Annotated in this window: 38 protein-coding genes and 2 pseudogenes; 39 read left to right on the top strand and 1 reads right to left on the bottom strand. The window is 40.2% G+C overall.

Annotation, left to right across the window (positions count from 1 at the left end):
* The first annotated feature begins 220 nt into the window (after positions 1 to 220).
* The 3 genes from rpsL to fusA all read left to right on the top strand — a co-directional run bounded on the left by rpsL (position 221) and on the right by fusA (position 3517).
* Positions 221 to 634 carry a 30S ribosomal protein S12 gene (gene rpsL, locus EKM98_RS08125; protein ID WP_068225482.1) on the top strand — a complete coding sequence of 138 codons (414 nt, stop codon included), beginning with the start codon at positions 221 to 223 and terminating at the stop codon, positions 632 to 634.
* A gap of 48 nt (positions 635 to 682) precedes the next feature.
* Positions 683 to 1153, top strand: coding sequence for a 30S ribosomal protein S7 (gene rpsG / locus EKM98_RS08120; protein WP_068225481.1), 471 nt, complete (start codon positions 683 to 685; stop codon positions 1151 to 1153).
* A 264-nt stretch (positions 1154 to 1417) separates the two neighbouring features.
* Positions 1418 to 3517 carry an elongation factor G gene (gene fusA / locus EKM98_RS08115; RefSeq protein ID WP_125981931.1) on the top strand — a complete coding sequence of 700 codons (2100 nt, stop codon included), beginning with the start codon at positions 1418 to 1420 and terminating at the stop codon, positions 3515 to 3517.
* A 105-nt stretch (positions 3518 to 3622) separates the two neighbouring features.
* Here fusA and EKM98_RS08110 read toward each other — a convergent pair.
* Positions 3623 to 4179 (bottom strand): annotated as a pseudogene (locus EKM98_RS08110) (cysteine hydrolase family protein).
* A gap of 337 nt (positions 4180 to 4516) precedes the next feature.
* On the opposite strand from EKM98_RS08110, the gene rpsJ reads away from it, so the two are divergent.
* The 36 genes and pseudogenes from rpsJ (at position 4517) to EKM98_RS07930 (ending at position 25151) form a co-directional block, all read left to right on the top strand.
* Entirely contained in the window at positions 4517 to 4825 is a 309-nt protein-coding gene (gene rpsJ / locus EKM98_RS08105) for a 30S ribosomal protein S10 (RefSeq protein ID WP_068225479.1), read from the top strand.
* A 30-nt stretch (positions 4826 to 4855) separates the two neighbouring features.
* Positions 4856 to 5491, top strand: coding sequence for a 50S ribosomal protein L3 (gene rplC, locus EKM98_RS08100; RefSeq protein ID WP_068225478.1), 636 nt, complete (start codon positions 4856 to 4858; stop codon positions 5489 to 5491).
* Between the two features lie 22 nt (positions 5492 to 5513).
* On the top strand, positions 5514 to 6137 hold the full coding sequence (gene rplD / locus EKM98_RS08095; RefSeq protein WP_068225477.1) for a 50S ribosomal protein L4: 624 nt from the start codon (positions 5514 to 5516) through the stop codon (positions 6135 to 6137).
* A complete protein-coding gene (gene rplW / locus EKM98_RS08090; RefSeq protein WP_125981929.1) occupies positions 6137 to 6421 on the top strand; it encodes a 50S ribosomal protein L23 in 285 nt (94 codons plus the stop codon). The genes rplD and rplW overlap by 1 nt, the downstream gene beginning before the upstream one ends.
* A 36-nt stretch (positions 6422 to 6457) precedes the next feature.
* Entirely contained in the window at positions 6458 to 7297 is an 840-nt protein-coding gene (rplB, locus tag EKM98_RS08085) for a 50S ribosomal protein L2 (protein WP_125981927.1), read from the top strand.
* Between the two features lie 51 nt (positions 7298 to 7348).
* On the top strand, positions 7349 to 7630 hold the full coding sequence (gene rpsS, locus EKM98_RS08080; RefSeq protein WP_068225474.1) for a 30S ribosomal protein S19: 282 nt from the start codon (positions 7349 to 7351) through the stop codon (positions 7628 to 7630).
* 18 nt (positions 7631 to 7648) lie between these two features.
* The gene (rplV, locus tag EKM98_RS08075) at positions 7649 to 7996 is read left to right on the top strand and encodes a 50S ribosomal protein L22 (protein WP_068225473.1); all 348 of its coding nucleotides are present in this window, start codon (positions 7649 to 7651) and stop codon (positions 7994 to 7996) included.
* Between the two features lie 13 nt (positions 7997 to 8009).
* Positions 8010 to 8654 (top strand): annotated as a pseudogene (gene rpsC, locus EKM98_RS08070) (30S ribosomal protein S3); the annotation flags it as partial.
* A 131-nt stretch (positions 8655 to 8785) separates the two neighbouring features.
* A complete protein-coding gene (gene rplP, locus EKM98_RS08065) occupies positions 8786 to 9220 on the top strand; it encodes a 50S ribosomal protein L16 (protein ID WP_125981925.1) in 435 nt (144 codons plus the stop codon).
* Positions 9210 to 9407: a 50S ribosomal protein L29 gene (gene rpmC, locus EKM98_RS08060; protein WP_068225470.1), complete on the top strand. Its 198-nt coding sequence runs from the start codon at positions 9210 to 9212 to the stop codon at positions 9405 to 9407. The genes rplP and rpmC overlap by 11 nt, the downstream gene beginning before the upstream one ends.
* A 39-nt stretch (positions 9408 to 9446) precedes the next feature.
* Positions 9447 to 9722, top strand: coding sequence for a 30S ribosomal protein S17 (rpsQ, locus tag EKM98_RS08055; RefSeq protein ID WP_075168919.1), 276 nt, complete (start codon positions 9447 to 9449; stop codon positions 9720 to 9722).
* 33 nt (positions 9723 to 9755) lie between these two features.
* The gene (gene rplN / locus EKM98_RS08050; protein WP_068225469.1) at positions 9756 to 10124 is read left to right on the top strand and encodes a 50S ribosomal protein L14; all 369 of its coding nucleotides are present in this window, start codon (positions 9756 to 9758) and stop codon (positions 10122 to 10124) included.
* Between the two features lie 32 nt (positions 10125 to 10156).
* Positions 10157 to 10468 carry a 50S ribosomal protein L24 gene (gene rplX, locus EKM98_RS08045; protein WP_068225468.1) on the top strand — a complete coding sequence of 104 codons (312 nt, stop codon included), beginning with the start codon at positions 10157 to 10159 and terminating at the stop codon, positions 10466 to 10468.
* Positions 10469 to 10495: 27 nt separating this feature from the next.
* Positions 10496 to 11038: a 50S ribosomal protein L5 gene (gene rplE, locus EKM98_RS08040; protein ID WP_068225467.1), complete on the top strand. Its 543-nt coding sequence runs from the start codon at positions 10496 to 10498 to the stop codon at positions 11036 to 11038.
* Between the two features lie 14 nt (positions 11039 to 11052).
* Complete coding sequence (locus tag EKM98_RS08035) at positions 11053 to 11238, top strand: type Z 30S ribosomal protein S14 (protein ID WP_010011761.1); 186 nt, start codon at positions 11053 to 11055, stop codon at positions 11236 to 11238.
* Positions 11239 to 11267: 29 nt separating this feature from the next.
* Positions 11268 to 11666, top strand: a complete 399-nt coding sequence (gene rpsH / locus EKM98_RS08030) for a 30S ribosomal protein S8 (protein ID WP_125981923.1) — start codon at positions 11268 to 11270, stop codon at positions 11664 to 11666.
* A gap of 28 nt (positions 11667 to 11694) precedes the next feature.
* Positions 11695 to 12231, top strand: coding sequence for a 50S ribosomal protein L6 (rplF, locus tag EKM98_RS08025; RefSeq protein ID WP_068225465.1), 537 nt, complete (start codon positions 11695 to 11697; stop codon positions 12229 to 12231).
* Between the two features lie 35 nt (positions 12232 to 12266).
* On the top strand, positions 12267 to 12632 hold the full coding sequence (gene rplR / locus EKM98_RS08020; RefSeq protein WP_068225464.1) for a 50S ribosomal protein L18: 366 nt from the start codon (positions 12267 to 12269) through the stop codon (positions 12630 to 12632).
* Between the two features lie 21 nt (positions 12633 to 12653).
* Positions 12654 to 13160 carry a 30S ribosomal protein S5 gene (gene rpsE, locus EKM98_RS08015; protein WP_068225463.1) on the top strand — a complete coding sequence of 169 codons (507 nt, stop codon included), beginning with the start codon at positions 12654 to 12656 and terminating at the stop codon, positions 13158 to 13160.
* A 14-nt stretch (positions 13161 to 13174) separates the two neighbouring features.
* A complete protein-coding gene (gene rpmD / locus EKM98_RS08010) occupies positions 13175 to 13357 on the top strand; it encodes a 50S ribosomal protein L30 (RefSeq protein WP_068225462.1) in 183 nt (60 codons plus the stop codon).
* 22 nt (positions 13358 to 13379) lie between these two features.
* Complete coding sequence (rplO, locus tag EKM98_RS08005; protein WP_068225461.1) at positions 13380 to 13814, top strand: 50S ribosomal protein L15; 435 nt, start codon at positions 13380 to 13382, stop codon at positions 13812 to 13814.
* Positions 13814 to 15112 carry a preprotein translocase subunit SecY gene (secY, locus tag EKM98_RS08000; protein ID WP_125981922.1) on the top strand — a complete coding sequence of 433 codons (1299 nt, stop codon included), beginning with the start codon at positions 13814 to 13816 and terminating at the stop codon, positions 15110 to 15112. Before rplO ends, secY begins: the two co-directional genes overlap by 1 nt.
* Positions 15113 to 15172: 60 nt before the next feature.
* Positions 15173 to 15832 (top strand): adenylate kinase, encoded by a 660-nt coding sequence (locus EKM98_RS07995; RefSeq protein WP_100070893.1) that lies wholly within the window; start codon positions 15173 to 15175, stop codon positions 15830 to 15832.
* A 263-nt stretch (positions 15833 to 16095) separates the two neighbouring features.
* Complete coding sequence (infA, locus tag EKM98_RS07990; protein WP_068225458.1) at positions 16096 to 16314, top strand: translation initiation factor IF-1; 219 nt, start codon at positions 16096 to 16098, stop codon at positions 16312 to 16314.
* 75 nt (positions 16315 to 16389) lie between these two features.
* A complete protein-coding gene (gene rpmJ, locus EKM98_RS07985; protein WP_068225457.1) occupies positions 16390 to 16506 on the top strand; it encodes a 50S ribosomal protein L36 in 117 nt (38 codons plus the stop codon).
* A gap of 33 nt (positions 16507 to 16539) precedes the next feature.
* Complete coding sequence (gene rpsM, locus EKM98_RS07980; protein ID WP_125981920.1) at positions 16540 to 16905, top strand: 30S ribosomal protein S13; 366 nt, start codon at positions 16540 to 16542, stop codon at positions 16903 to 16905.
* A gap of 24 nt (positions 16906 to 16929) precedes the next feature.
* Complete coding sequence (gene rpsK, locus EKM98_RS07975) at positions 16930 to 17319, top strand: 30S ribosomal protein S11 (protein WP_068225455.1); 390 nt, start codon at positions 16930 to 16932, stop codon at positions 17317 to 17319.
* Positions 17320 to 17406: 87 nt separating this feature from the next.
* On the top strand, positions 17407 to 18345 hold the full coding sequence (locus EKM98_RS07970) for a DNA-directed RNA polymerase subunit alpha (protein ID WP_068225454.1): 939 nt from the start codon (positions 17407 to 17409) through the stop codon (positions 18343 to 18345).
* Positions 18346 to 18388: 43 nt separating this feature from the next.
* The gene (rplQ, locus tag EKM98_RS07965; RefSeq protein WP_068225453.1) at positions 18389 to 18772 is read left to right on the top strand and encodes a 50S ribosomal protein L17; all 384 of its coding nucleotides are present in this window, start codon (positions 18389 to 18391) and stop codon (positions 18770 to 18772) included.
* 531 nt (positions 18773 to 19303) lie between these two features.
* Positions 19304 to 20152, top strand: coding sequence for an energy-coupling factor ABC transporter ATP-binding protein (locus EKM98_RS07960; protein ID WP_068225452.1), 849 nt, complete (start codon positions 19304 to 19306; stop codon positions 20150 to 20152).
* On the top strand, positions 20128 to 21006 hold the full coding sequence (locus tag EKM98_RS07955; RefSeq protein WP_068226249.1) for an energy-coupling factor ABC transporter ATP-binding protein: 879 nt from the start codon (positions 20128 to 20130) through the stop codon (positions 21004 to 21006). The genes EKM98_RS07960 and EKM98_RS07955 overlap by 25 nt, the downstream gene beginning before the upstream one ends.
* A complete protein-coding gene (locus EKM98_RS07950) occupies positions 20996 to 21790 on the top strand; it encodes an energy-coupling factor transporter transmembrane component T family protein (protein ID WP_068225451.1) in 795 nt (264 codons plus the stop codon). Before EKM98_RS07955 ends, EKM98_RS07950 begins: the two co-directional genes overlap by 11 nt.
* Before the next feature lie 69 nt (positions 21791 to 21859).
* Complete coding sequence (gene truA / locus EKM98_RS07945; protein ID WP_100071634.1) at positions 21860 to 22630, top strand: tRNA pseudouridine(38-40) synthase TruA; 771 nt, start codon at positions 21860 to 21862, stop codon at positions 22628 to 22630.
* 231 nt (positions 22631 to 22861) lie between these two features.
* Entirely contained in the window at positions 22862 to 23629 is a 768-nt protein-coding gene (locus EKM98_RS07940; protein ID WP_125981918.1) for a YveK family protein, read from the top strand.
* An 8-nt stretch (positions 23630 to 23637) separates the two neighbouring features.
* Complete coding sequence (locus EKM98_RS07935; protein ID WP_191983378.1) at positions 23638 to 24384, top strand: CpsD/CapB family tyrosine-protein kinase; 747 nt, start codon at positions 23638 to 23640, stop codon at positions 24382 to 24384.
* Complete coding sequence (locus tag EKM98_RS07930; protein WP_191983377.1) at positions 24381 to 25151, top strand: tyrosine-protein phosphatase; 771 nt, start codon at positions 24381 to 24383, stop codon at positions 25149 to 25151. Before EKM98_RS07935 ends, EKM98_RS07930 begins: the two co-directional genes overlap by 4 nt.
* Positions 25152 to 25384 lie beyond the last annotated feature (233 nt).

The following is a 25384-nucleotide window of genomic DNA, read 5'->3' as shown; positions in this document are numbered from 1 at the left end:
GAGCAGTTTTCCGCAAATGCGGACGTGCTGACTGTGAGCGACAGCACATTGTCTTCCAGATGTGTTTTCACTCTTTTTTGTTGCTTGAAACCAAGCCAAAGCAGTCGCTAAAAGCTACTTATTTAGTTACTCATGGTATTGGAGTTTTCTGTAATTCAAAAAGAGACGCCTGGAAGTGTGGACTTAAATTTTTATATGTTAAGAAGGGAGAATGCTTTAGATGCCTACTATTAATCAATTAGTACGAAAAGGCCGTAAATCTAGAACAACAAAATCTGATGCACCTGCTTTGAATTTTGGGTACAACAGTATGAAAAAGATCCAAACGAACAACCCTGCACCACAAAAACGTGGGGTTGCCACTCGTGTCGGCACGATGACACCAAAGAAGCCTAACTCAGCATTACGTAAGTATGCTCGTGTACGCTTATCTAATTTAATTGAAGTAACAGCTTATATCCCTGGGATTGGCCATAATCTTCAAGAACATAGTGTTGTCTTAATCCGTGGCGGACGTGTTAAGGATTTACCTGGTGTCCGTTACCATATTGTTCGTGGTACTTTAGATACTGCCGGTGTTACAGATCGTAAACAAGGCCGTTCTAAATACGGTACTAAGAAACCTAAAAAATAATTAAACTGGTTTAAAGTCAATTTTATTTAACTCGGGAGGTTACGTAATATGCCAAGAAAAGGCGCTGTTGCAAAACGCGACGTATTACCAGATCCAATTTACAATTCTAAATTGGTTTCCCGCTTAATTAACCGTTTGATGGTTGATGGTAAGCGCGGTACTGCGTCAACAATTCTTTACAAAGCATTTGATATTATTAAAGACTCAACTGGTAACGAACCATTGGAAGTCTTTGAAGAAGCAATGAAAAACATCATGCCCGTCCTTGAAGTTAAGGCTCGTCGTGTTGGTGGATCTAACTACCAAGTACCGATCGAAGTTCGTCCAGATCGTCGAACAACATTAGGTCTTCGTTGGTTGGTTCAATATTCACGTCAACGTGGTGAACACACCATGGATGAACGCTTAGCTCGTGAAATCATGGATGCTGCAAACAATACTGGTGCAGCAGTTAAGAAACGTGAAGATACCCATAAAATGGCAGATGCCAACCGTGCATTTGCACATTATCGTTGGTAATCTAAGTTATTTCGAAAGTAGGGCTATTATATGAGTTTTCCATATAGTAGCCCCTTTTGTTGAGATTGGACAGCGTGCTTGAAAAGGCGCTGGGATACCACTGGACAATTATGGCTGAACAGAAAGTCGCCTTTTTCTGGCACGCTTCGTTTATGCCGGCTTTGTTAGGGATTACTCACTTAATAAACTGAAATAAAAAATATAGTTATGCAATTATTGAGGCTGTTTAATCAGCTTTTTAAACGAGAGGAGAAACATTCTTAAATGGCAAATACTCGTGAATTTCCATTAGAACGAACACGGAATATTGGTATCGTTGCACATATCGATGCTGGTAAGACGACTACGACCGAACGTATTTTGTACTATACCGGTAAGATTCATAAGATTGGTGAAACCCACGAAGGTGCTTCACAAATGGACTGGATGGCACAAGAACAAGAACGTGGGATTACAATCACTTCTGCCGCAACAACGGCACAGTGGAAAAATCACCGCATTAACATCATTGATACCCCAGGACACGTTGACTTCACTGTTGAAGTTGAACGTTCATTACGTGTTTTAGATGGTGCAGTGGTTGTACTTGATGCTCAGGCCGGTGTTGAACCACAAACCGAAAATGTTTGGCGTCAGTCAACAACTTATAGTGTTCCCCGGATTGTTTTTATCAATAAAATGGATAAAATCGGCGCAGATTTTGACTATTCCGTTGATACAATTAGGGATCGCCTACAAGCCAATGCGTTACCTATTCAAATGCCAATTGGTGCCGAAGATAACTTTGAAGGTGTCATTGACTTAATCGAAATGAAGGCTGACCTTTATGACGAAGATGAATTAGGTACAAAATGGGATACCGTAGATGTACCTGATGAATATATGGAAGAAGCTAAAAAACGCCGTAACGCAATGATCGAGCAGTTAGCTGATATCGATGATGGTATTATGGAAAAATACCTTGAAGGTGAAGAAATCTCCAAGGATGAAATCAAAGCAGCAATTCGTAAGGCAACTTTGAATTTGGAAGCTTATCCAGTACTTGCTGGTTCAGCCTTCAAAAATAAAGGTGTTCAAATGATGCTTGATGCAGTTAACGATTTCTTACCATCACCACTTGATGTTAAGCCATACAATGCAACTGATCCTGAAACGGGTGAAAACGTTGAATTGACTGCTGGTGACGATAAGGATTTCGCTGCTCTAGCATTTAAGATTGCAACTGATCCATTCGTTGGACGATTAACCTTTATTCGGGTTTACTCCGGTACGCTTGAATCTGGTTCGTACGTTATGAATGCAACTAAGGATACACGTGAACGTGTTGGTCGTTTACTCCAAATGCATTCAAATCACCGGACTGAAATTCCTGAAGTTTTCTCTGGTGATATTGCGGCTGCAATTGGTTTAAAGAATACAACAACTGGTGATTCTTTGACGTCAGTTAAGCACCCATTGATTCTTGAATCAATGGAATTCCCAGATCCAGTTATTCAGGTTTCAATCGAACCTAAGACTAAGGCAGATCAAGATAAGATGGATGTTGCCTTACAAAAGCTTGCTGAAGAGGATCCTACTTTTAAGGCTGAAACTAATCCTGAAACTGGTGAAACTTTGATTGCCGGCATGGGCGAACTTCATTTGGATATTATTGTTGACCGGATGCGTCGTGAATTTAACGTTGAAGCAACTGTTGGTGCACCACAAGTTGCTTACCGTGAAACATTCACTAAACAAGCTTCTGCTCAAGGTAAGTTTATTCGCCAATCTGGTGGTAAAGGTCAGTATGGTGATGTTTGGGTCGAATTCACTCCTAACGAAGAGGGTGGCGGCTTTGAATTTACCGATGATATTGTTGGTGGGGTTGTTCCTCGTGAATTTATTCCAGCAGTTGAACAAGGTTTGAAAGAATCAATGGCCAACGGTGTTTTAGCTGGTTACCCATTAGTTGACGTTAAGGCCCGTCTTTACGATGGTTCTTATCATGATGTCGATTCTAGTGAAGCAGCCTTTAAGATTGCCGCTTCAATGTCACTACGTGCGGCTGCTAAAAAGGCCGGCGCAGTTATCCTTGAACCAATCATGAAAGTTGAAATTGTTGCCCCAGAGGATTACTTAGGTGATGTTATGGGCCACGTTACAGCTCGTCGCGGTCGTGTTGAAGGGATGGAAGCACGTGGTAACTCACAATTAGTTAACTCGATGGTTCCGTTATCTGAAATGTTTGGTTACGCAACGACTTTACGTTCTGCAACTCAGGGACGTGGAACGTTTACAATGACATTTGATCATTATGAGGCCGTTCCTAAGTCTGTTCAGGCTGACATTATTAAGAAAAATGGCGGTACACCTGCTGAAGATTAATTAAGCAAAAGTAACCGTTGCTGTACAATTAAAAGACGATTTATCTCAAGTGGATAAATCGTTTTTTTTATTTCTTCTATATAATATAGAGAAAGGTTAACTAATCTATAGCACAGTTGCCCCTAAAACGGATTTAAAGTGATCCAATGCCCAGGACTGTCTTTCTGGATTTAGGGTCGCTGTTGCCTGCTGATACACAATAATCTGGTAAGCCAAATTATAAGCGCCAACGGCAGTGTGCAGCACGCAGATATCGGTATCGACGCCAACTAAATTTAACGTCGTAATTTTAGTTCGCGCAAACGAAGATCTAGATCCGTCCCTGTAAAGGAAATGTAGCGAGTTTTATCAAACATATAAACGCGCTCATCATTTTGATGTTGCTCAAACCATGGTTGTAAATCACCAAAGAATCGGCGGTCCCAAGTATTACGAACGTTATGCGGTGGAAGAATGTTACTTTCGGGATGAAAAGTATCATGTGGTGTATGAACATCAGTTGGTAAAATTATCCAACTACCATGATCAACGAATCGATCTGCCAATTGAATGATTTTTGGGGCCAACGCCTGAGCAGGTAAACCGGCAGTTAGGACACCATTTTTTGCGACAAAATCATTGGTATAGTCGATAATCAGTAATGCTTCATTTTTATGTGCCAATTGAATCACCTCTAACTTAAAGTTGTGCTAAGCATACGAATGATAAGTTACCGTCAAGTAATATTAGTCAAAGTCAAAAACATATGGTACACTAACAAACGTTGCCCGTTGATTCAGGAATTAAATCTCAATTTTATAAAAAAGCCTTGTCAGATAATTTGTTTTCTTGTACAATAGACAAGGTGCTAATTTTGAAGAGTTAGTATCCCTGTATTAATGGAATACAGGAGCTTAGATGTGAAAGGTTGCGACACGCCCGGCTGCTTTGCCATGGCGGACGTGTTGGGAATTTTCACGGAGCAAGTTCATTTTTAAAACGAACGAAGGAGGGAAAAACATGGCAAAACAAAAGATTCGGATTCGGTTAAAAGCATACGAACATCGTGTCTTAGACCAATCTGCTGAAAAGATTGTTGAAACGGCAAAACGGACGGGCGCTACAATTTCAGGTCCTATTCCATTGCCAACAGAACGGACACTTTATACAGTGCTTCGTGCAACACATAAGTTTAAAGACTCACGTGAACAATTTGAAATGCGCACCCACAAGCGTTTAATCGATATCGTTAACCCAACACCAAAAACTGTTGATGCGTTAATGAAACTCGATTTACCAAGTGGTGTGGATATCGAAATTAAACTATAGTTCAAATACATTTATATTGGAGGTGTACTCATGACCAGAAAAGGAATCTTAGGAAAAAAAGTAGGTATGACGCAAGTCTTTACTGAATCAGGTGAATTAATCCCAGTTACAGTTGTTGAAGCAACACCTAACGTTGTGTTGCAGGTTAAGACAGTTGAATCTGATGGTTACGAAGCTATTCAAGTAGGTTATCAAGATAAGCGTGATGTGTTAGCAAATAAACCTGCTAAGGGTCATGTAGCAAAAGCTAAAACTGCTCCTAAGCGCTTCATTCGCGAATTTCGCGACGTTGCTTTAGGAGATATCAAAGTTGGAGACGAAATCAAAGTTGATACTTTCGAAGCCGGCGAAATCGTCGACGTAACGGGTACAACTAAGGGTCATGGTTTCCAGGGTGTTATTAAAAAGAACAACCAACATCGTGGACCTATGGCGCATGGTTCTCGTTATCATCGTCGTCCTGGTTCATTGGGTGCCATCATTAACCGTGTTTTCCCCGGCAAGCAATTACCAGGCCGCATGGGTAATAACACAGTAACAATTCAAAACTTAGAAATCGTACGTGTTGATACAGATCGCAATGTTATCTTAGTTAAAGGGAATGTCCCTGGTTCTAAGAAATCATTGATTACGATCAAGAATGCTGTTAAAAACACAGCAAAATAATAGCGGAAGGGAGGATTTCTAAATGCCAACTGTAGCATTATACAAACAAGATGGCAGCCAGAATGGCGACGTTACTTTAAACGACGACATTTTTGGCATTGCCCCTAATGAAAATGTCGTTTTTGATGCCATTTTGATGCAACGTGCATCATTACGCCAGGGTACACACGCTGTTAAGAATCGTAGCGCGGTACGTGGCGGTGGCCGCAAACCATGGCGCCAAAAAGGTACTGGTCGTGCGCGTCAAGGCTCAATTCGTTCACCACAATGGCGTGGCGGTGGTACGGTCTTTGGCCCAACACCTCGTTCATATAGTTATAAATTACCTAAGAAGGTTCGTCGCTTAGCAATTAAGTCTGTTTTATCGCAAAAGGTTATTGATGAAAACGTAGTTATCGTTGATGCCTTGAGTTTTGAACAACCAAAGACAAAGCTTTTTGCTGAAGCACTTAAAAACTTAGATGTACAAACAAAAGCATTAGTAGTTCTTGAAGACGGCAATGATCAGGCTGCACTAGCTGCACGTAACTTACCAAATGTAACGGTTATCCCTGCAAATGGTGTTAACGTGTTAGATGTTGTAGCTAACGATAAATTAATCCTGACTCAAGCTGCTCTCACTCAAGTAGAGGAGGCTCTTGCATAATGGAAGCACGCGATGTTGTTTTACGTCCAATGGTTACTGAAGCTTCAATGGCCAAAATGGATGATAAAAAATATACCTTTGAAGTTGATGTGCGCGCAAACAAGACGCAAGTCAAATATGCAGTTGAAAAAATTTTTGATGTTAAGGTTAAAAACGTTAATATCATGAATGTTCGCGGCAAAAAGAAACGTCAAGGCCAATTTGTTGGTATGACTAAGAAGCGCCGTAAAGCAATTGTTGCTTTAACAGCTGATTCAAAAGATATTAAGATTTTTGAAGACTAATAATTAAACGAAAATAAAAATTTAGGAGGGAAAAACGTGGGTATTAGAGTATACAAACCAACTACCAATGGTCGTCGTAATATGACCGGCTCCGATTTTGCCGAAATTACAAAGACAAAACCAGAAAAGTCATTGACGGAATACACCACAAAGACGGCTGGTCGTAATAACTACGGCCATATTACCGTTCGCCATCGTGCAGGCGGTCATAAACGTCAATATCGTCTGATTGATTTTAAACGTCAAAAAGATGATGTTCCAGCAATTGTTAAAGCAATTGAATATGATCCAAACCGTTCGGCTAATATCGCTTTACTACAATACGAAGATGGGGTTAAAGCTTACATCTTAGCACCAAAAGGATTAGAAGTTGGGACAAGAATTCAATCTGGTGTTGATGTTGATATCAAGCCAGGTAATGCCTTAGCACTAACTAACATTCCAGTTGGTACAGTTATTCATAACATTGAATTAAAGCCAGGTCATGGTGGTCAGTTAGTTCGTTCTGCTGGCGCTTCTGCTCAGGTCTTAGGTAAAGAAGGCAAATATGCCTTAGTTCGCTTAGGTTCTGGTGAAGTTCGCATGATTCTCCTTGTTAACCGTGCAACAATCGGTTCTGTCGGTAATGAACAACATGAGTTGATCAATATCGGTAAGGCTGGTCGTAAACGTTGGATGGGTATTCGCCCAACTGTTCGTGGTTCTGTAATGAACCCTAACGACCATCCACATGGTGGTGGTGAAGGTAAAGCACCTATCGGCCATCCATCTCCAATGTCACCATGGGGTAAGAAAACCCTTGGTAAGAAGACTCGTAACGTTCGCAAGCAATCATCTAAATTCATTGTACGTGGACGCAAACGTGGTAAACATTAATTTTAAACTGAGTTGTTTTAAAATAATTAATGCTGAAAAGGAGGTTTCATAATGAGTCGGAGCTTAAAAAAAGGACCATTCGCCGATGAACATTTATTGAAAAAAATTGCTGCGCAAGCAGACCAAGATAAAAAATCTGTTATTAAAACCTGGTCACGTCGTTCTACGATTTTCCCAAGTTTTATTGGTTATACAATCGCAGTTTATGACGGACGGAAGCATGTCCCAGTTTTCATTCAAGAAGACATGGTCGGCCATAAATTAGGCGAATTTGCACCAACACGTACGTTCCATGGTCATTCAGGCGACGATCGCCGTACGGCTGCTAAATAAGCGAGAGGAGGATAAAACATGTCAGAACAAGTTACTGAAGCACGTGCAATTGCTAAAACTGTTCGGATCGCGCCTCGTAAAGCTCGCTTAGTGGTAGATTTGATCCGGGGTAAAAGTGTTGCAGATGCAATTGCGATTTTGAAGTTTACGCCCAGAGCGGCTTCACCAATCGTTACTAAAGTATTGAATTCAGCTATTGCTAATGCTGAAAACAACTTCGACTTAGATGCTGAAAACTTGGTTGTAGCACAAGCCTTTGTTGATGAAGGACCAACGTTAAAACGTTTCCGTCCTCGTGCCAAAGGTTCTGCTTCACCAATTAATAAACGAACAAGTCACGTCACCGTCGTTGTAGCTGAAAAATAAGGAGGGATAACGCGTGGGTCAAAAAATTAATCCACTTGGTTTACGAGTAGGTATTTCTCGTGACTGGGATGCAAAATGGTATGCCGAAAAAGATTACGGCACACTTTTAAATGAAGACTTAAAAGTACGTAGTTTCATCAGCAAGCGTTTAGCTGACGCCTCTGTCTCCCGAGTTGAGATTGAACGTGCAGCAAACCGCGTTAATATTTCAATTCATACTGGTAAACCTGGTATGGTAATTGGTAAAGGCGGTTCTGAAGTTGAAACTTTACGTAAACAATTAAATAATTTAACTGGTAAACGAGTTCACATCAATATTGTTGAAATCAAACAACCTGATTTGGATGCTCATCTTGTCGGCGAAAGTATTACACAACAGCTTGAAGGTCGTGTTGCTTTCCGTCGTGCTATGAAGCAAGCTATTCAACGCACAATGCGTGCTGGCGCTCATGGTATTAAGACAATGGTATCTGGTCGTTTAAACGGTGCCGATATTGCTCGTAAGGAAATGTATTCAGATGGTACTGTTCCATTGCATACATTACGTGCTGATATTGATTATTCATGGGATGAAGCTAAGACGACTTATGGTCAACTTGGTGTTAAAACATGGATTTATCGCGGCGATATTTTACCAGGCCAAACACATGGTGATTCTTTAAAAGATAATGCACCATCAGCAAATAACCGTGGCGGTAATCGTCGTAACAATAACCGTGGCGGCAACCGCAACAATAACGGTCGTAACAATAACAACCGTAATAATGGAGCGAAGGGAGGAAACTAAACATGTTAGTACCAAAACGTGTAAAATTCCGTCGTGAATTTCGTGGCCACATGCGTGGTGAAGCGAAAGGCGGTAAGACAGTTGCCTTTGGCGATTATGGTTTGAAGGCCCTTGATTCTTCATGGATCACGAACCGTCAGATCGAAGCAGCACGTGTTGCAATGACACGTCAAATGAAGCGTGGTGGGCGAGTATGGATTCGGATCTTCCCTCACAAATCATATACTGAAAAAGCTATTGGTGTCCGGATGGGTTCTGGAAAAGGTACGCCAGCTGGCTGGGTATCTCCAGTTAAACGTGAAAAGATCATGTTTGAAGTCGGTGGCGTTACTGAAGAAGTTGCACGTGAAGCACTACGTCTTGCTTCGAATAAATTACCAATTCGGACCAAGGTTGTAAAACGTGAGGAAGTAGGTGGCGAATCAAATGAAGGCTAAAGAAATTAAAGACTTAACCACTGCCGAAATGCTTGACCGCGAAAAAGAATACAAAGAAGAATTATTTAATCTTCGTTTCCAATTAGCTACTGGCCAGTTGGAAAATACAGCTCGTTTAAAACAAGTTCGCAAAAATATTGCTCGCATCAAAACAGTATTGCGCCAACAAGAATTAAACCAGGACTAGTCGCGATACACCCACTTTTGGAATAGGAGGTCAAACATTTTGAGCGAAAATAATGAAACACGTAACGCAAGAAAAGTCGTTCAGGGTCGTGTTGTATCTGATAAAATGGATAAAACCATTACAGTAGCTGTTCAAACAGTTAAGCAACACGCAACATACGGCAAGCGTATCCGTTATACTAAAAAGTATTACGCACATGATGAAAAGAATGAAGCGCAAACTGGTGACATCGTTCGAATTATGGAAACTCGTCCGTTGTCTGCTAAGAAACGGTTCCGCTTAATTGAAATCGTTGAAAAAACGGTTATTTTATAAAATCTGAATTATTAACGAAGGGAGGACCTTTCCGTGATCCAACAAGAAAGTCGTTTAAAAGTCGCTGATAATTCTGGTGCTCGTGAGATTTTAACCATCAAAATTTTAGGCGGTTCACGCGTAAAGACAGCGAATATCGGTGATATTATCGTTGCAACGGTTAAACAAGCAACACCAGGTGGCGTTGTCAAAAAAGGTGACGTCGTAAAGGCGGTCATTGTTAGAACTAAAACAGGTGCTCACCGCACTGACGGTTCATACATTAAATTTGACGAAAATGCAGCTGTTATTATTAACGCTGATAAGAGTCCACGAGGAACACGTATCTTTGGACCTGTTGCACGCGAATTACGTGACAGCAACTTCATGAAGATTGTTTCCTTAGCACCTGAAGTACTTTAATTAACAATCTTTATAAAGAAGGAGGCTATTCCATGTTCGTAAAGACAGGCGACAAAGTTCGTGTCATTAGTGGTAAGGATAAGGGCAAAGAAGGTTCTGTTACAAAGGCTTTCCCTAAAACTGACCAAGTAATCGTTGAAGGTGTACATGCAATTAAAAAGCATCAAAAACCAACGAACGATAACCCTCAAGGCGGCATTGTAGAACAAAATGCGCCAATTCACGTTTCAAACGTTATGTTACTTGATCCTGAAACCAACGAACCAACTAAAGTTGGCTACAAAGTTGAAGACGGTAAAAAAGTACGCGTTTCTAAAAAAACTGGCAAAGTTATCGATAAATAACTTTTGTTGAAAGGAGGAAAACAACTAATGGCTAATCGCTTAAAAGAAAGATATGTTAAAGAAATTACCCCTGCTATGATGGAAAAGTTCAATTACACTTCTGTTATGCAAACTCCTAAAGTTGACAAGATCGTGTTGAACATGGGTGTTGGTGATGCTGTTTCAAATGCTAAAAACTTGGACCACGCTGTTGAAGAATTAGCATTGATTTCAGGCCAACAACCATTGATCACAAAAGCAAAGAAATCGATCGCCGGTTTCCGTTTGCGTGAAGGTATGTCAATTGGTGCTAAAGTAACGTTACGTGGCGAACGTATGTATGACTTCTTAGATAAGCTCATCAACGTTTCTTTACCACGTGTTCGTGATTTCCATGGCGTCAGCAAAAAATCTTTTGATGGTCGTGGTAACTTTACATTAGGTGTCCGTGAACAATTGATTTTCCCAGAAATCGATTATGATAAGGTTGATAAAGTTCGTGGCTTAGATATCGTTATTGTGACTACAGCAAATAGCGATGAAGAATCACGTGAATTATTAACTCAAATCGGAATGCCATTTGCAAAATAAAGGAGGTAAATATCTTGGCTAAAAAATCAATGGTAGCAAAGCAACAACGTCCTGCTAAATTCTCATCACAAGCTTATACACGTTGTGAACGTTGTGGTCGTCCGCATTCTGTATATCGCAAATTCCATTTATGCCGGATCTGCCTTCGTGAATTAGCACATGCTGGTCAAATTCCTGGCTTGAAGAAAGCTAGCTGGTAAAAAAGTCTAACTCAAAGGAGGGTAATTTAATGGTCATGACTGATCCAATTGCAGACTATCTAACTCGTATTCGTAACGCCAACATGGTGCGTCACGAATCTCTAGAAGTTCCTGCTTCAAATATGCTTCGTAGTATTTCAGAAATTTTAAAACGCGAAGGCTTTATTCGTGATTTTGAATACATTCAAGATGACAAACAAGGTTTAATTCGTGTGTTTTTAAAATATGGTAAAAACAATGAGCGTGTTGTCACTGGTTTGAAACGTATTTCAAAACCAGGTTTACGTGCGTACGTTAAGGCTGATGCTGTACCAAAGGTTTTAAACGGCTTAGGTATTGCAATTCTTTCCACTGCTGAAGGTGTTCTCACCGATAAAGAAGCACGTGCAAAGAACGTCGGCGGCGAAGTACTAGCTTATATCTGGTAATTATTTTTTAAACAAGGAGGTGTAACACGTGAGTCGTATTGGTTATAAAGTCATTGAAGTTCCTGAAAAAGTAACCGTTACTCGTGAGGGTGAAACCGTTACTGTAAAAGGACCAAAAGGTGAATTAACACGAGAATTTAATCCTTTAATTTCTATTACCATTGAAGGTAATAAGATTAGTTTTGAACGTGTTGATAACAGTAAAAAAGGCCGCGAATTACATGGTACAATGCGTGCCAATTTAGCAAACATGGTTGAAGGCGTAACTGATGGCTTCACTAAGAAGTTAAAATTAGTTGGTGTCGGGTACCGTGCACAACTACAAGGTAAAAAACTCGTTTTAAACGTTGGTTACTCTAACCCCGTTGAAATGGCAATTCCTGAAGGTTTAAGTTTAGAAGTACCTTCAAACACTGAAATTAACGTTTCTGGTATTTCTAAGCAAGATGTTGGTGAATTTGCTGCTGTAATCCGTAGCGTTCGCTCACCTGAACCTTATAAAGGTAAAGGAATTCGTTACGTCGATGAATATGTTCGTCGTAAAGAAGGTAAAACAGGTAAATAATGCAGCTTAAACAGCTGAAACAATAATTTTAAGAGGTGAACATTGTGATTTCGAAACCAGACAAAAATAAGACACGTCAAAAGCGTCATTTACGTGTTCGTGGTAAGATCTCTGGTACTGCTGAGCGCCCACGCTTGAATATTTATCGTTCTAATAAAAACATCTACGCGCAATTAATTGATGACGTAGCGGGTGTGACGCTAGCAAGTGCCTCGACATTAGATAAAGAAGTTAGCGAAGGAGCAAAAACCGAGCAGGCTACCGCCGTTGGTGCACTAGTTGCAAAGCGTGCTGTTGCTAAGGGCTTGAAAGATGTTGTCTTCGATCGTGGCGGCTATTTATATCATGGCCGTGTTCAGGCTTTGGCTGAAGCTGCACGCGAAAACGGACTAGATTTCTAGGAAAAGGAGGAAAACCCATTTATGACTACAACGTTTATTGATCCAAACAAATTGGATTTGGAAGATAATGTCGTTTCGATTAACCGTGTAACAAAAGTTGTTAAAGGGGGCCGTCGCCTTCGTTTCGCAGCAATCGTTATTGTTGGTGATCGTAATGGACATGTTGGCTTTGGTACTGGTAAAGCACAAGAAGTTCCTGAAGCTATTCGAAAAGCAGTTGAAGACGCAAAGAAGAACCTGATCGAAGTACCGATTGTTGGGACAACTGTTCCTCATGAAGTCATTGGTCGTTTTGGTGGTGGTCGTGTTTTGATCAAGCCTGCTATTGCTGGTTCTGGGGTTGCTGCTGGTGGCGCTGTCCGTGCTATCATGGAACTTGCCGGTGTTCAAGATGTTACAAGTAAGTTCTTAGGCTCTCACACACCAATTAATGTGGTCCGCGCTACTATTGAAGGTTTAAAGACGTTACGTCGTGCTGATAAAGTAGCAGAACTTCGTGGTATTCCAGTCGATCAATTAGAAAACTAGGAGGGGCGAAATTCATGGCACAATTAAAAATTACTTTAAAGCGCACTGTCGCACATCGTAAGCCAGCTCATCGCCGGATTGTTAAAGCTTTAGGACTTGGCCGTGTTGATAGCTCAGTTGTATTGCCTGATAACCCAGCAATTCGTGGACAAATCTTTAAGATTGCCTACTTGCTGGACGTTGAAGTAGCTAAATAAATTATAAGGAGGTGCGCACGCAATGGAATTGCATAATTTAAAACCAAGTGAAGGTTCACGTCAAATACGTAATCGTGTTGGCCGTGGTACTTCATCCGGTAACGGTAAAACTGCTGGCCGTGGCCAAAAAGGTCAAAAGGCTCGTAGTAAGGTACGTTTAGGCTTTGAAGGTGGCCAAATGCCTTTATTCCGTCGTATGCCAAAACGCGGCTTTACGAATATTAATCGTAAAGAATATGCACTGGTTAGTCTTGACGACTTAAATCGTTTTGACAACGGTACAGAAGTAACACCAGAATTATTAATTGAATCTGGCTTACTTAAGAAGCAAAAAGCTGGCGTTAAGCTATTGGCAAACGGCGAAGTCACTAAAAAATTAACAGTTAAAGTTAGCAAAGCATCGATGGCTGCTAAAAAAGCTGTCGAGGCCGCTGGCGGTAAAATTGAGGTGATTTAATGCTGTCGACCATCAAAAATGCTTGGCAAGTAAAAGATATTCGTAACCGAATAATTTTTACTTTAGGCATTTTGTTTATTTTCCGGCTTGGAACGGAAATAACGGTTCCCGGCGTTAATGCCAAGGCACTGACGTCGATTGCTTCGTCAGGATTAGTTAGCATGTTAAACATGTTTGGTGGTGGTGGTTTAACAAACTATTCCATCTTTTCAATGGGGGTTTCACCATTCATTACCGCACAGATTGTTATTCAGTTATTACAAATGGATATTGTGCCTAAATTTGTTGAGTGGAGCAAACAAGGGGAAGTTGGTCGACGTAAATTAAATCAAGTAACACGCTACTTAACTATTGTATTAGCGTTTGTTCAATCAATTGGGATTACGGCCGGTTTTAATGCGTTAAGTGGGCTTGGCTTAGTTAAACACCCAAATATCCAAACATACGTTATGATTGGGATCATCTTAACGGGTGGTACCATGTTAGTAACTTGGATGGGTGAACAAATAACTGATAAAGGTATTGGTAATGGTGTTTCTATGATCATCTTTGCTGGTATTGTTGCCCGAATTCCTACGGGGATTCAACAACTTTATCAAGAATGGTTTGGCACTAATCCTGATACTGCACAGTTCTGGTTATACGTGCTCTATTCGGTTTTGTTATTTGTTACTATTTTAGCTGTTGTTATAGTTGTTACTTGGGTTCAGCAGGCCAATCGGAAGATTCCAATTCGCTATACGCGAAGAGTAACCGACGCCGGGGATCAAAGTTATTTACCACTTAAAGTCAATGTGGCTGGTGTTATCCCAGTTATTTTTGCAAGTTCGTTTATTGCAACGCCACAAACAATTCTTCAAGCTTTCCAGGGTACGCATTCTGAAGATACTTGGTTCCAAGTTATGACCCAAATTTTCAGTATGACAACTGTTCCTGGTTCCATTCTTTATACTTTGTTGATTATTGTTTTTACTTTTTTCTACGCTTTTGTTCAGGTCAATCCAGAAAAGGTTGCAGACAATTTGCAAAAGCAAGGTAGTTACATTCCTAGTGTTTGGCCGGGTAAGGAGACCCAGAAGTATATTTCTGGGACTTTGATGCGACTTAGCACGGTTGGTTCAGTCTTTCTTGGTGTTGTAGCTTTACTACCAATTTTGGCCGCCAATATTTGGAATTTACCAGAATCAATCGGTTTAGGCGGAACTAGTTTGTTGATTGTTGTTGGTGTTGCACTCGATTCGTCACGCCAAATTGAAGGATTGATGATGAAACGACATTATGTTGGTTTCATTCGTTAAAGAAAGTGTGTTGAAGTGTTCACTTTGACACTTTCTTTATAATCTTGAAAGGGGAAAATTATGAACCTCATTTTAATGGGACTGCCAGGTGCCGGTAAAGGGACTCAGGCAGAACGGATTATTGATACTTATCATATTCCACATATTTCCACAGGTGACATGTTCCGTGCAGCAATGAAAGATCAGACTGAACTTGGTCTTAAGGCAAAAAGTTTTATTGATAAGGGCGAACTTGTTCCTGATGAAGTAACAAATGGTATTGTGAAAGATCGTTTAGGAGAGGCCGACACAAAAGTTGGTTATTTACTAGATGGTTTTCCAAGACAAATTAGTCAAGCTGAAGCGTTAGAGGCGATTACGGCCGAGTTGAATAAACCATTAGATGGTGTTATTAACATCGATGTTGATCCAGCATCATTAATGGAACGTTTAACTGGACGCTTCATTTGTAAGACTTGTGGTGCAACTTACCATAAAGTTTATAATCCACCTAAGGTTGCAGGGACTTGTGATCGCTGTGGTGGACATGACTTTTTCCAACGTGATGACGATAAGCCAGCGACGGTAAAAAATCGTTTGGCAGTCAACGAGAAAATGAACACACCCTTGTTGGATTTTTATAGCAAGAAGAATTTACTTTTCAACGTTGATGGTAATCGGGACATCGATGATGTTTTTCAGGATATTCGTAAAGTTCTTGATCCATTAGCCGGTAAATAAGTGTGACGAGTGATCTGCTAACTTGCGTCATAAGAGTCCTTTTGCTATAATGGGCAAGGTTATCTTTTCGAACTAGCCAAAGTCTAATTCGGACGTTGGCTTAATAAGAAAGGGTGAGTGCGCTAGCTCTCACCATTTTTATGTGTTGAATTGATGTGGTATAAAAGTCCTTAGCGCTTGCAATGAGCGCAATGGCTTTTGTCAATTGCGCAGCCTGTTTTCAGCAAGTTGCAACCCTAATATAACTAAGGAGGTACTTTTGCGTGGCGAAAGATGATGTGATTGAGGTTGAAGGAAAAGTTGTTGATACGTTGCCAAATGCGATGTTCAAAGTTGAACTCGAAAATAATGCAACAATCTTAGCAACTGTTTCTGGTAAGATCAGAATGCATTATATCCGGATCCTGCCGGGTGATCGGGTAACGGTTGAATTATCACCGTATGATTTAACGCGTGGCCGCATTACCTATCGCTTTAAGTAGCATTAATGCAGGTACGAAATAAGTTACGGTTTGTCATATTGCTAATGTGTTCAGCTTTTATAGGAGGTAAAATTCATGAAAGTACGACCATCAGTACGACGGATGTGTGAACACTGCCGCGTTATTAAACGTAAGGGCCGTGTTATGATCATCTGCTCTGCTAATCCAAAGCATAAACAGCGTCAAGGTTAATTCTAAAATCAATTTAATGGAGGTGTCATATTAATGGCTCGTATCGCAGGTGTTGATTTACCACGTGGTAAACGGATCGTAATCGCATTAACTTATATCTTTGGTATTGGTAATACGACTGCAAAAAAAATCTTAGCTACTGCTGGCGTTTCCGAAGATGTTCGTGAAGAAGATCTTACACCAGACCAAGAAGATAAGATTCGTGCTGCTGTCGATAACGTTATGGTTGAAGGTGATCTTCGTCGTAAGGTTAATTTAAATATCAAACGTCTACAGGAGATCGGTTCATATCGTGGCATGCGTCATCGTCGTGGTTTACCAGTTCGTGGTCAAAACACGAAAAACAACGCACGTACTCGTAAAGGTAAAAAAGTATCAATTGCTGGTAGAAAGCAATAATTCGGTAAGGGAGGTTAGCAATTAATGGCAACTAGAAAAACAACACGTCGTCGCCGGGTGAAGAAGAATATTGAAGCCGGTGTCGCGCACATTCATTCTACTTTTAACAACACTCTAATTATGATCACTGATCCACAAGGCAATGCGCTTGCTTGGGCATCAGCTGGTTCATTAGGCTTTAAGGGTAGTCGTAAATCTACTCCATTCGCCGCACAAATGGCTGCAGAAAGTGCCGCAAAGGCATCAATGGAATATGGTATGAAGGCTGTCGAAGTCGCAGTTAAAGGTCCAGGTTCAGGTCGTGAAGCAGCTATTCGTTCTTTGCAAGCTACTGGTTTGGAAATTACTGCTATTCGTGACGTAACGCCAGTTCCTCATAATGGATCTCGTCCTCCGAAACGCCGTCGTGTTTAATGTGAGTACGCTTCATTTTGAGTTTAAAACTGAAACGTATTTCATATTTAAAAGACACTTCTCGTTTTGAAAGGGGTAAGAAGCTAAATGATCGAATTTGAGAAACCAAACATTACCAAAGTTGATGAAAGTACAAACTATGGTAAGTTTGTCATTGAACCGCTAGAACGTGGTTATGGGACGACTTTGGGTAATTCTTTACGGCGAATTCTATTGGCATCATTACCAGGTGCTGCCGTCACAAGTGTTCAAATTGATGGTGTTTTGCACGAATTCTCAACCATTGATGGTGTAACGGAAGATGTTACCCAGATTATTTTGAACGTAAAAAAGCTTGCTTTGAAGTTGGATTCAGATGATGATAAAACAGTCGAAATCGACGTCAAAGGTCCAGCAACAGTAACTGCTGGTGATATTGAAGCCGACAGTGATGTTGAAGTTTTGAACCCAGATCTTTATATTTGCACTGTCGCTAGTGGTGGACATTTCCACGCACGGATGACGGTTCGTAAAGGTCGTGGCTATGTCGCTGCTGAAGATAATAAGGTAGACGATATGCCGATTGGTGTTTTACCAATTGATTCGATTTATACCCCGATCAGTCGTGTTAATTATCAAGTTGAGAGTACCCGTGTTGGGCAACGCAATGATTATGATAAGTTAACATTGGATGTTTGGACGGATGGTTCTATCAATCCTCGAGAAGCCATTAGTTTGGCGGCTAAGATTTTAACCGAGCATTTGGATATCTTCGTTAATTTGACTGATGACGCTAAAAACGCTGAAATCATGGTCGAAAAAGAAGAAACGCATAAAGAGAAAATGCTTGAAATGACGATTGAAGAGTTAGATTTATCAGTACGTTCATACAATTGTTTGAAACGTGCCGGTATTAATACTGTTCAAGAGCTCACTAATAAAACTGAAGCCGATATGATGAAAGTTCGTAACTTAGGTCGTAAGTCACTTGAAGAAGTGAAAGCTAAGTTAGCTGATCTTGGTCTTTCTTTGCGTAAAGAGGACTAGTGACATTTAAGTAATATAACCAACCAAGGGAGGGAACCTGTTAATGAGTTACCGTAAATTAGGTCGCACAAGCTCACAACGTAAGGCCTTACTTCGCGATTTAACGTCTGATTTAATCATGAATGAAAAGATTACAACTACTGAAGCTCGTGCTAAGGAAGTTCGTAAAACAGCTGAAAAGATGATTACTTTAGGTAAAAAGGGTGATTTAGCTGCCCGTCGTCATGCTGCTGCTTTTGTTCGTGATGAGGTCGCTGATGTTCATGAAGAAGACGAAAACGTTGTTATTCAAACTGTCTTACAAAAATTATTTGCCGATATTGCCCCACGTTACACTGATCGTACTGGTGGTTATACCCGCATTTACAAGACAATGCCTCGTCGCGGCGATGGTGCACCAATGGTAGTTTTACAATTGGTAGACTAGTAGTTCTGCGAGACGAAGTTAAATCATAGTATGATTTAACTTAATTATGGAGGATCACTTCTGAATTGTTTTGACTAGAGTGTTATGATGTTGGTTAGTTGTTTTTCCAAGTCTAGCTCGATGGTCGGCCAGTACACGTAACCGTTTGGTGCTGTACCGGAACACAATTTGGAATGTGATTTTTTTGTGTTCAAAAAGGAGTTACGTTTAATCGTGTAGGATGACGGTTAAACGTAACTCCTTTTTTACTGAATAAATACTTAGACAACTTTTCGAAGTTAATTTATAATCCCGTTAAAAATTAGAACGTAAACGGCCTAAGTATGATATTATTGAAACATTAATATGCAAGGAGACTGTTTAATTTTTAATTGTATTTTCTTGTGAAATTCGGAAGTCAGAATAATGTTGGTTGACTTTATGGTTAAAACTTAGTCAAGGTATTTAATTAGTATTTTTTAAGATTGACCAATTGGCCTAATAGACAATTATTTTATTTAATGACTTCTTTAAATAAAGGTGAGTTTAAGATTGGCGAAAATTATTGACGTAACAAACTTAAATTACCGCTACCCGCAGCAAACGGAACATCCGGCGTTGAAAGATGTTAATTTTTCAGTTGATCAGGGTGAGTGGGTGGCTATTATTGGTCATAACGGTAGCGGAAAATCAACGCTTGCCAAATCAATTGATGGGCTATTACCGATTGGCGAAGGTGATTCTGGAACCATCAAAGTAGGTGGGATAACCTTAACTGAAGATAGTGTTTGGGATATCCGCAAAAAAATCGGAATGGTATTTCAAAACCCAGACAATCAATTCGTTGGCGCAACGGTTGAGGATGATGTGGCTTTTGGTTTAGAAAATCACGGAATGCCCCGTGAAGAGATGGTGACCCGGGTTCATGAGGCATTAAAACGTGTGCGCATGCTTGAATTTGCTAAACGGGAACCAGCACGTCTATCTGGTGGGCAGAAGCAACGAGTTGCCATCGCAGGTGTTATTGCTCAGCAGCCGGATATTATCATTTTGGACGAGGCAACGAGTATGTTGGACCCTGAAGGACGGGTTGAGGTTTTAGAAATTGTTCGAAAGTTAAAAGAAGAAGAAAACATGACCGTTTTATCGATTACTCACGATATTGATGAGACTGAAAATGCTAATCGAATTATTGTCCTGGATGATGGACAATTACAAGAATCAGGTACCCCGGAAAAAATTTTTGCTTACGGTAATCGGCTAATTGCAATGGGTCTTGATGTTCCTTACGCCGAGCGTTTACGAACGGCATTACGTAAGCGTGGTACTATCGTTCCTGCGCAATATTTAAATGAAGAAGGGATGGTTGATTGGTTATGGACATCACATTTAAAGATGTAGGCTACACCTATCAAGTTGGAACTCCCTTTGAGAGTCGTGCGTTACACGAGATTAATTTAACTTTACGCGATCATGCTTTTACGGCTATTATTGGCCATACAGGTAGTGGAAAATCAACGTTGGTGCAGCATCTCAACGCATTACTAAAACCAACTAGTGGGACTGTGACGATTGGCGACCGGGTCATTACTCCAGAAACCAATAACAAAAATTTAAAACCCATTCGGCAAAAAGTCGGGATGGTTTTTCAATTTCCTGAAAGTCAATTATTTGAAGAGACAGTAGCAAAAGACATTGCCTTTGGACCGATGAACTTTGGTGTTAGTGAAGAGGAATCGTTAAAGCGAGCTAAAGAGATGGTTCAGCTGGTTGGACTTAAAGATGCCGTTTTGGAACGTTCACCCTTTGATCTTTCTGGTGGTCAAATGCGCCGGGTGGCAATTGCCGGTGTTTTAGCAATGAAACCAGAAGTTTTAATTTTAGATGAGCCCACAGCCGGATTAGATCCAGAGGGTCGGCGGGACATAATGGGAATGGTTCAGCGGCTGCATCAAGAAAATCAATTAACGGTTATTTTAATTACCCATTTAATGGAAGATGTGGCAAATTATGCTGATCAAGTGGTCGTCATGGAAAATGGTGGCGTGGTTAAAGTCGGAACACCGCGCGAGGTTTTTAGTAACGTTCAATGGTTGCGGGATAAACAATTAGGTGTTCCCGAGACAGCTGCATTTGCGGACCAATTAATTAAAAAGGGTTTTCAGTTTAAGCAGATGCCATTAACCGAAACTGAGTTGGCCGACGAGTTGTTACCACAATTACCACAGGCCGGGAGGAACGATAATGTCGAATAAATTATTATTGGGACGTTTTATTCCGGGTGATTCAATAGTTCACCGATTAGATCCACGAGTTAAGTTGTTAATGAGTTTTTATTTTGTTGGGATTATCTTTCTTGCAGATAATTGGCAAACTTATCTTTTCTTGTTTCTTTTCACAATGGTTGCAATTTTATTAACGAAAATAAAGCTAGGTTTTTTTATTAAGGGCGTTCGGCCTTTGATTTGGCTGATTCTATTCACTGTTTTACTGCAAATGTTATTTTCAAGCGGTGGAACAGTCTACTGGTCCTGGGGGCCAATTGTCATTTCTAGTTACGGTGTTGTTAACGGGATTTATATTTTTATGCGTTTTGTGTTAATTATCTTTATGTCAACTTTATTAACTTTGACGACACCGCCACTATCTTTGGCCGATGCGATTGAGTCACTTTTGAAGCCACTAAAAGTCATTCACTTTCCCGTTTATGAAGTTGCCTTAATGCTGTCAATTGCGTTACGTTTTGTGCCAACTTTAATGGACGAAACGGAAAAAATTATGAATGCGCAACGTGCACGGGGAGTCGATTTTGGGGAAGGTAATATTTTCCAACAAATGCGAGCAATTGTACCATTGCTAATTCCTTTGTTTGTAAGCTCCTTTAACCGCGCCGAGGATCTAGCAACGGCAATGGAGGCCCGCGGCTATCAAGGTGGTGAGGGGCGGAGTAAGTACCGTGTTCTTTCGTGGCAACTTGCGGATAATTTAACGATACTTGCTTTTGCCTTAGTAACCGTTGTTTTAGTAATCTTACGTTGATGATAATTTGTGAGGTGGGATTTAGCGCCCATTCTCTTTTTTTATGAGAAGGGACGGATAAAATTAATGGTGGTACGTTATAAAGTTACGTTGGCGTATGATGGTACCCAATTCGCTGGTTTCCAGCTACAGCCTAATCAGCGCACAGTTCAAGGTGTTATCGAAAAAGCATTAATGATAATGGCAAAGTCTTCACGAATTCCAGTCAGTGGGTCTGGACGAACCGATTCCGGTGTCCACGCCCTGGGCCAGGTAATTCATTTTGACTTTCCATTTTTACTGCCCGCCGAAAAAATGTTAAAGGCGCTTAATAGTTTGTTACCTTTGGATGTTAAGGTTGTCGCTTGTGAAATAGCTGAATCTAATTTTCATGCACGCTATAATACGACTGGTAAAAAGTATCGCTACCGTGTTAACCTTGATTATTATACAAATCCTTTTACACGTTTTTACACGGGTCACTGGAAGTATAGTTTAGACGTTAAAAAAGTCCAAATTGCGGTTAAAGATTATATTGGAACCCATGACTTTACCAGTTTTGCGGCATCAGGGGGCAGTATTAAAAACAAGGTTCGAACCATTTATGCCTCAACGGTTCACTTTGACCAACCGAATAACGAGCTTATTTTTGAGTTCTATGGTGATGGCTTTTTGTACAATATGGTCCGAATTATGGTTGGTGTTTTGCTGGAGATCGGTAATGGGCGACGAGCATTACATGATATTCCTCGACTTTATGCAGTTAAGGATCGCAGACAGGCTCGGCTTACGGCAGCAGCGAGTGGGCTGTACCTCGAAAAAGTTTATTATGGTGATGGGCCTGCCGATCAAATTAAATGAGATTACGATTTTAATTTGATGATCTTTTTCTTGTAAATCTTGACAAGTAAGTGATAAGCGGTAAAATATGGAGGTTTAGCGCAATAATATAGTAGGCGTTTTATGGAGAATTTCTACTTATTTGGACAATATCTTGTAAATCTTTAATATAGATTTGGTATTTGCGCGCTCTTCGGATAAACTTTTAGTAGATAAAGTAAGCTATCGCAATGAAATTGATGGAGGTATTTCATGAACGAAACGTTGGATTTAGAACATATTTTAGGTATTTTACGGAAACACGTAAAGACTATTGTTTGGTCAACAGTCTTGGTCACCGCGTTGGCCTTTATAATTACTTTCTTTTTTTTGACGCCTAAGTATAGTGCTTCAACACAAATTTTGGTTAATCGTAAACAGACATCCGAGGCATTACAGGCCCAACAGGTTCAAACGGATGTCCAGATGATTAATACATATAAAGACATTATTGTTAGCCCTAGTATTTTAGGTGATGTTAGTTCACAACTACATAAGACCAGTAATTTTAAAGGTGACGTTAATCTGCTAACTAACGAGATTAGTATTTCTAGTCAACAGAACTCACAGGTATTTGCAATTGCCGTGAAGGATTCCGATCCGTATATGGCAACTAATATTGCCAATACGACGGCCAGTGTTTTTAAGCAAAAAATCAGTAAAATGATGAATGTTGATAACGCTTCAATCATTTCTAAGGCTAGACCGGATACGACTGCCGTTTCGCCTAAATTAAAACTCAATTTATTAATCGGGGTCGTTCTCGGATTATTATTAGGTATTGGGATTGCTTTCTTACGTGAGTTTACTGATACAACGGTTAAGGATGAGGAATTCTTAAGTGATACTGTTGGCCTGACTAATATGGGAATTATTAATAGCATACCAGAATCAGATTTGACAAAGAAAAATAATAACGTAGTCAATAAACGTTCTAGTAAAGTGGAAAATAGGCGAACCGTTAACGAGAGAAGGGTCTAATAAAAATTATGGCATTATTTCGACGTAAAGAGAAAAAATTAGAAGATAAGAGTATGAAGTATGGTGTTGACCTTTATACATTATCAAACCCAACTTCAACAATTGCGGAACAATTTAAAACGATCAGAACAAATATTCAATTTTCAATGATCGACCGTAAGTTAGAAACCCTTTTAGTAACATCAGCAGGACCATCAGAAGGTAAATCAACTGTTAGTAGTAATTTAGCAGTTACGTGGGCCGGGCAAGGCAAAAACGTATTATTAGTTGATGCCAATCTGAGAAGGCCGACAGTTCACCAGACGTTCCAGGTCAGTAATTCACAAGGTTTAACTACCCTGTTAACTAATCCAAAGTTAAATCTGGATCAGGCAATTACTGAAACCGCAATTGATCATTTGTACGTGTTACCAAGTGGACCAATTCCGCCTAATCCGGCTGAACTCTTAGCAACTGAACGGATGAATCATTTAATTGAGGCTTTAAAAGAACATTTTGATTTAGTACTGTTTGACGTACCGCCAGTAATTTCTGTCACTGATACTCAGATTCTTGCCAGTAAGGTTGATGGTACAATTTTGGTGACGCCACAAGGAATAGTTGAAAAGGCTGCAATTTTAAAAGCAAAAGAGTTATTAGATAAAGTTCACGCAAGAATCTTAGGGACGGTTATGAATCGAGTGACACCGCAGAATTCCGGTGGCTACTATGGTGGTTATTATGGTGGCTATTACGGAACAGATGATAAGAAATGATCGATTTACATTGTCATATCTTACCAGGTGTTGATGATGGTTCAAAAACGATGGCCCAATCCTTGGCTATGGCCCAAGTTGCCGTTGAAAACGGGATTACACATATTTTAGTAACACCGCACCATATGGATAGCGACTACACTAACCACAAGCAAAAAGTCATTAAACATACGGTTCAATTTCAACAAGCAATTGATCAAGCAAAAATCCCGTTAAAAGTCTTTCCTGGACAAGAGGTTCACTTAACCGGAGATCTCTTGGCCGCCTTGGATCAGGATGACATTCTTTTCGCAGATACTGGCAATCGGTACCTAATGTTAGAATTTCCCCACCAAGAGGTTCCCGCATACGCGCAACGGATGATTTTTGATTTACAAGCAAGGAATATTATTCCAGTTATTGTGCATCCTGAACGAAACCAAGGTATTCAGGCTGATCCAACAATTTTGTATGATTTAGTTGCTAGTGGCTGCTTAACGCAGCTGACTGCCAGTAGCTATCTTGGTGTGTTTGGGGATGAAATCATGAAGTTCATGCAGCAGATTATTGATGCGGGTCTGGGCTTTGTTTTTGCTTCCGATGCGCATAACCTAAAAGGACGCAATTTTAGAATGAAGCGTGCCTTTGACAAGCTTCGTAAGGAAAAGGGGCAAGAACTCGTTGATACGTTCCAAAACAATGCTAAGGCTATTATAAATGGTGATCTAATTGTGCCAACTGGCTTTACCCAAGTTGCTAAAAAGAAAAAACGTTTTTGGCTTTTTTAAGTAAGCTAATGGTCTTGAATTAGTTTTATGAGTATCTCGGAATTAAGTTTATTTTTTTAAATATTTCTAATCAAATAGCGCTCAAAGGCTAATTAACCTTTGAGCGCTATTTTTGTTACTATAAATTATTCCATCCCAGTTTGTGACTTGTTGTCCGTAAGCAGTAAATAACTGACCGACTTCAAAAATAATTTAATTCAAGTTATGATTGCCTCATCAAATAATTGGTGAGG

It is taken from the genome of Loigolactobacillus iwatensis, from assembly GCF_003950295.1.
In the GTDB taxonomy this organism is placed as follows: Bacteria; Bacillota; Bacilli; order Lactobacillales; family Lactobacillaceae; genus Loigolactobacillus; species Loigolactobacillus iwatensis.
Note: the sequence above shows the minus strand (reverse complement) of the source record. Positions and strands in the feature narration are given on the sequence as shown.

Excerpts from the sequence above, each read along its gene's own strand:
- rpsL (WP_068225482.1), top strand. The coding sequence starts at position 221 with ATGCCTACTATTAATCAATTAGTACGAAAAGGCCGTAAATCTAGAACA.
- rpsG (WP_068225481.1), top strand. The coding sequence starts at position 683 with ATGCCAAGAAAAGGCGCTGTTGCAAAACGCGACGTATTACCAGATCCA.
- fusA (WP_125981931.1), top strand. The coding sequence starts at position 1,418 with ATGGCAAATACTCGTGAATTTCCATTAGAACGAACACGGAATATTGGT.
- rpsJ (WP_068225479.1), top strand. The coding sequence starts at position 4,517 with ATGGCAAAACAAAAGATTCGGATTCGGTTAAAAGCATACGAACATCGT.
- rplC (WP_068225478.1), top strand. The coding sequence starts at position 4,856 with ATGACCAGAAAAGGAATCTTAGGAAAAAAAGTAGGTATGACGCAAGTC.
- rplD (WP_068225477.1), top strand. The coding sequence starts at position 5,514 with ATGCCAACTGTAGCATTATACAAACAAGATGGCAGCCAGAATGGCGAC.
- rplW (WP_125981929.1), top strand. The coding sequence starts at position 6,137 with ATGGAAGCACGCGATGTTGTTTTACGTCCAATGGTTACTGAAGCTTCA.
- rpsS (WP_068225474.1), top strand. The coding sequence starts at position 7,349 with ATGAGTCGGAGCTTAAAAAAAGGACCATTCGCCGATGAACATTTATTG.
- rplV (WP_068225473.1), top strand. The coding sequence starts at position 7,649 with ATGTCAGAACAAGTTACTGAAGCACGTGCAATTGCTAAAACTGTTCGG.
- rplP (WP_125981925.1), top strand. The coding sequence starts at position 8,786 with ATGTTAGTACCAAAACGTGTAAAATTCCGTCGTGAATTTCGTGGCCAC.
- rpmC (WP_068225470.1), top strand. The coding sequence starts at position 9,210 with ATGAAGGCTAAAGAAATTAAAGACTTAACCACTGCCGAAATGCTTGAC.
- rplX (WP_068225468.1), top strand. The coding sequence starts at position 10,157 with ATGTTCGTAAAGACAGGCGACAAAGTTCGTGTCATTAGTGGTAAGGAT.
- rplE (WP_068225467.1), top strand. The coding sequence starts at position 10,496 with ATGGCTAATCGCTTAAAAGAAAGATATGTTAAAGAAATTACCCCTGCT.
- rpsH (WP_125981923.1), top strand. The coding sequence starts at position 11,268 with ATGGTCATGACTGATCCAATTGCAGACTATCTAACTCGTATTCGTAAC.
- rpsE (WP_068225463.1), top strand. The coding sequence starts at position 12,654 with ATGACTACAACGTTTATTGATCCAAACAAATTGGATTTGGAAGATAAT.
- rpmD (WP_068225462.1), top strand. The coding sequence starts at position 13,175 with ATGGCACAATTAAAAATTACTTTAAAGCGCACTGTCGCACATCGTAAG.
- rplO (WP_068225461.1), top strand. The coding sequence starts at position 13,380 with ATGGAATTGCATAATTTAAAACCAAGTGAAGGTTCACGTCAAATACGT.
- secY (WP_125981922.1), top strand. The coding sequence starts at position 13,814 with ATGCTGTCGACCATCAAAAATGCTTGGCAAGTAAAAGATATTCGTAAC.
- EKM98_RS07995 (WP_100070893.1), top strand. The coding sequence starts at position 15,173 with ATGAACCTCATTTTAATGGGACTGCCAGGTGCCGGTAAAGGGACTCAG.
- rpmJ (WP_068225457.1), top strand. The coding sequence starts at position 16,390 with ATGAAAGTACGACCATCAGTACGACGGATGTGTGAACACTGCCGCGTT.
- rpsM (WP_125981920.1), top strand. The coding sequence starts at position 16,540 with ATGGCTCGTATCGCAGGTGTTGATTTACCACGTGGTAAACGGATCGTA.
- rpsK (WP_068225455.1), top strand. The coding sequence starts at position 16,930 with ATGGCAACTAGAAAAACAACACGTCGTCGCCGGGTGAAGAAGAATATT.
- EKM98_RS07970 (WP_068225454.1), top strand. The coding sequence starts at position 17,407 with ATGATCGAATTTGAGAAACCAAACATTACCAAAGTTGATGAAAGTACA.
- rplQ (WP_068225453.1), top strand. The coding sequence starts at position 18,389 with ATGAGTTACCGTAAATTAGGTCGCACAAGCTCACAACGTAAGGCCTTA.
- EKM98_RS07955 (WP_068226249.1), top strand. The coding sequence starts at position 20,128 with ATGGACATCACATTTAAAGATGTAGGCTACACCTATCAAGTTGGAACT.
- EKM98_RS07950 (WP_068225451.1), top strand. The coding sequence starts at position 20,996 with ATGTCGAATAAATTATTATTGGGACGTTTTATTCCGGGTGATTCAATA.
- EKM98_RS07940 (WP_125981918.1), top strand. The coding sequence starts at position 22,862 with ATGAACGAAACGTTGGATTTAGAACATATTTTAGGTATTTTACGGAAA.
- EKM98_RS07935 (WP_191983378.1), top strand. The coding sequence starts at position 23,638 with ATGGCATTATTTCGACGTAAAGAGAAAAAATTAGAAGATAAGAGTATG.
- EKM98_RS07930 (WP_191983377.1), top strand. The coding sequence starts at position 24,381 with ATGATCGATTTACATTGTCATATCTTACCAGGTGTTGATGATGGTTCA.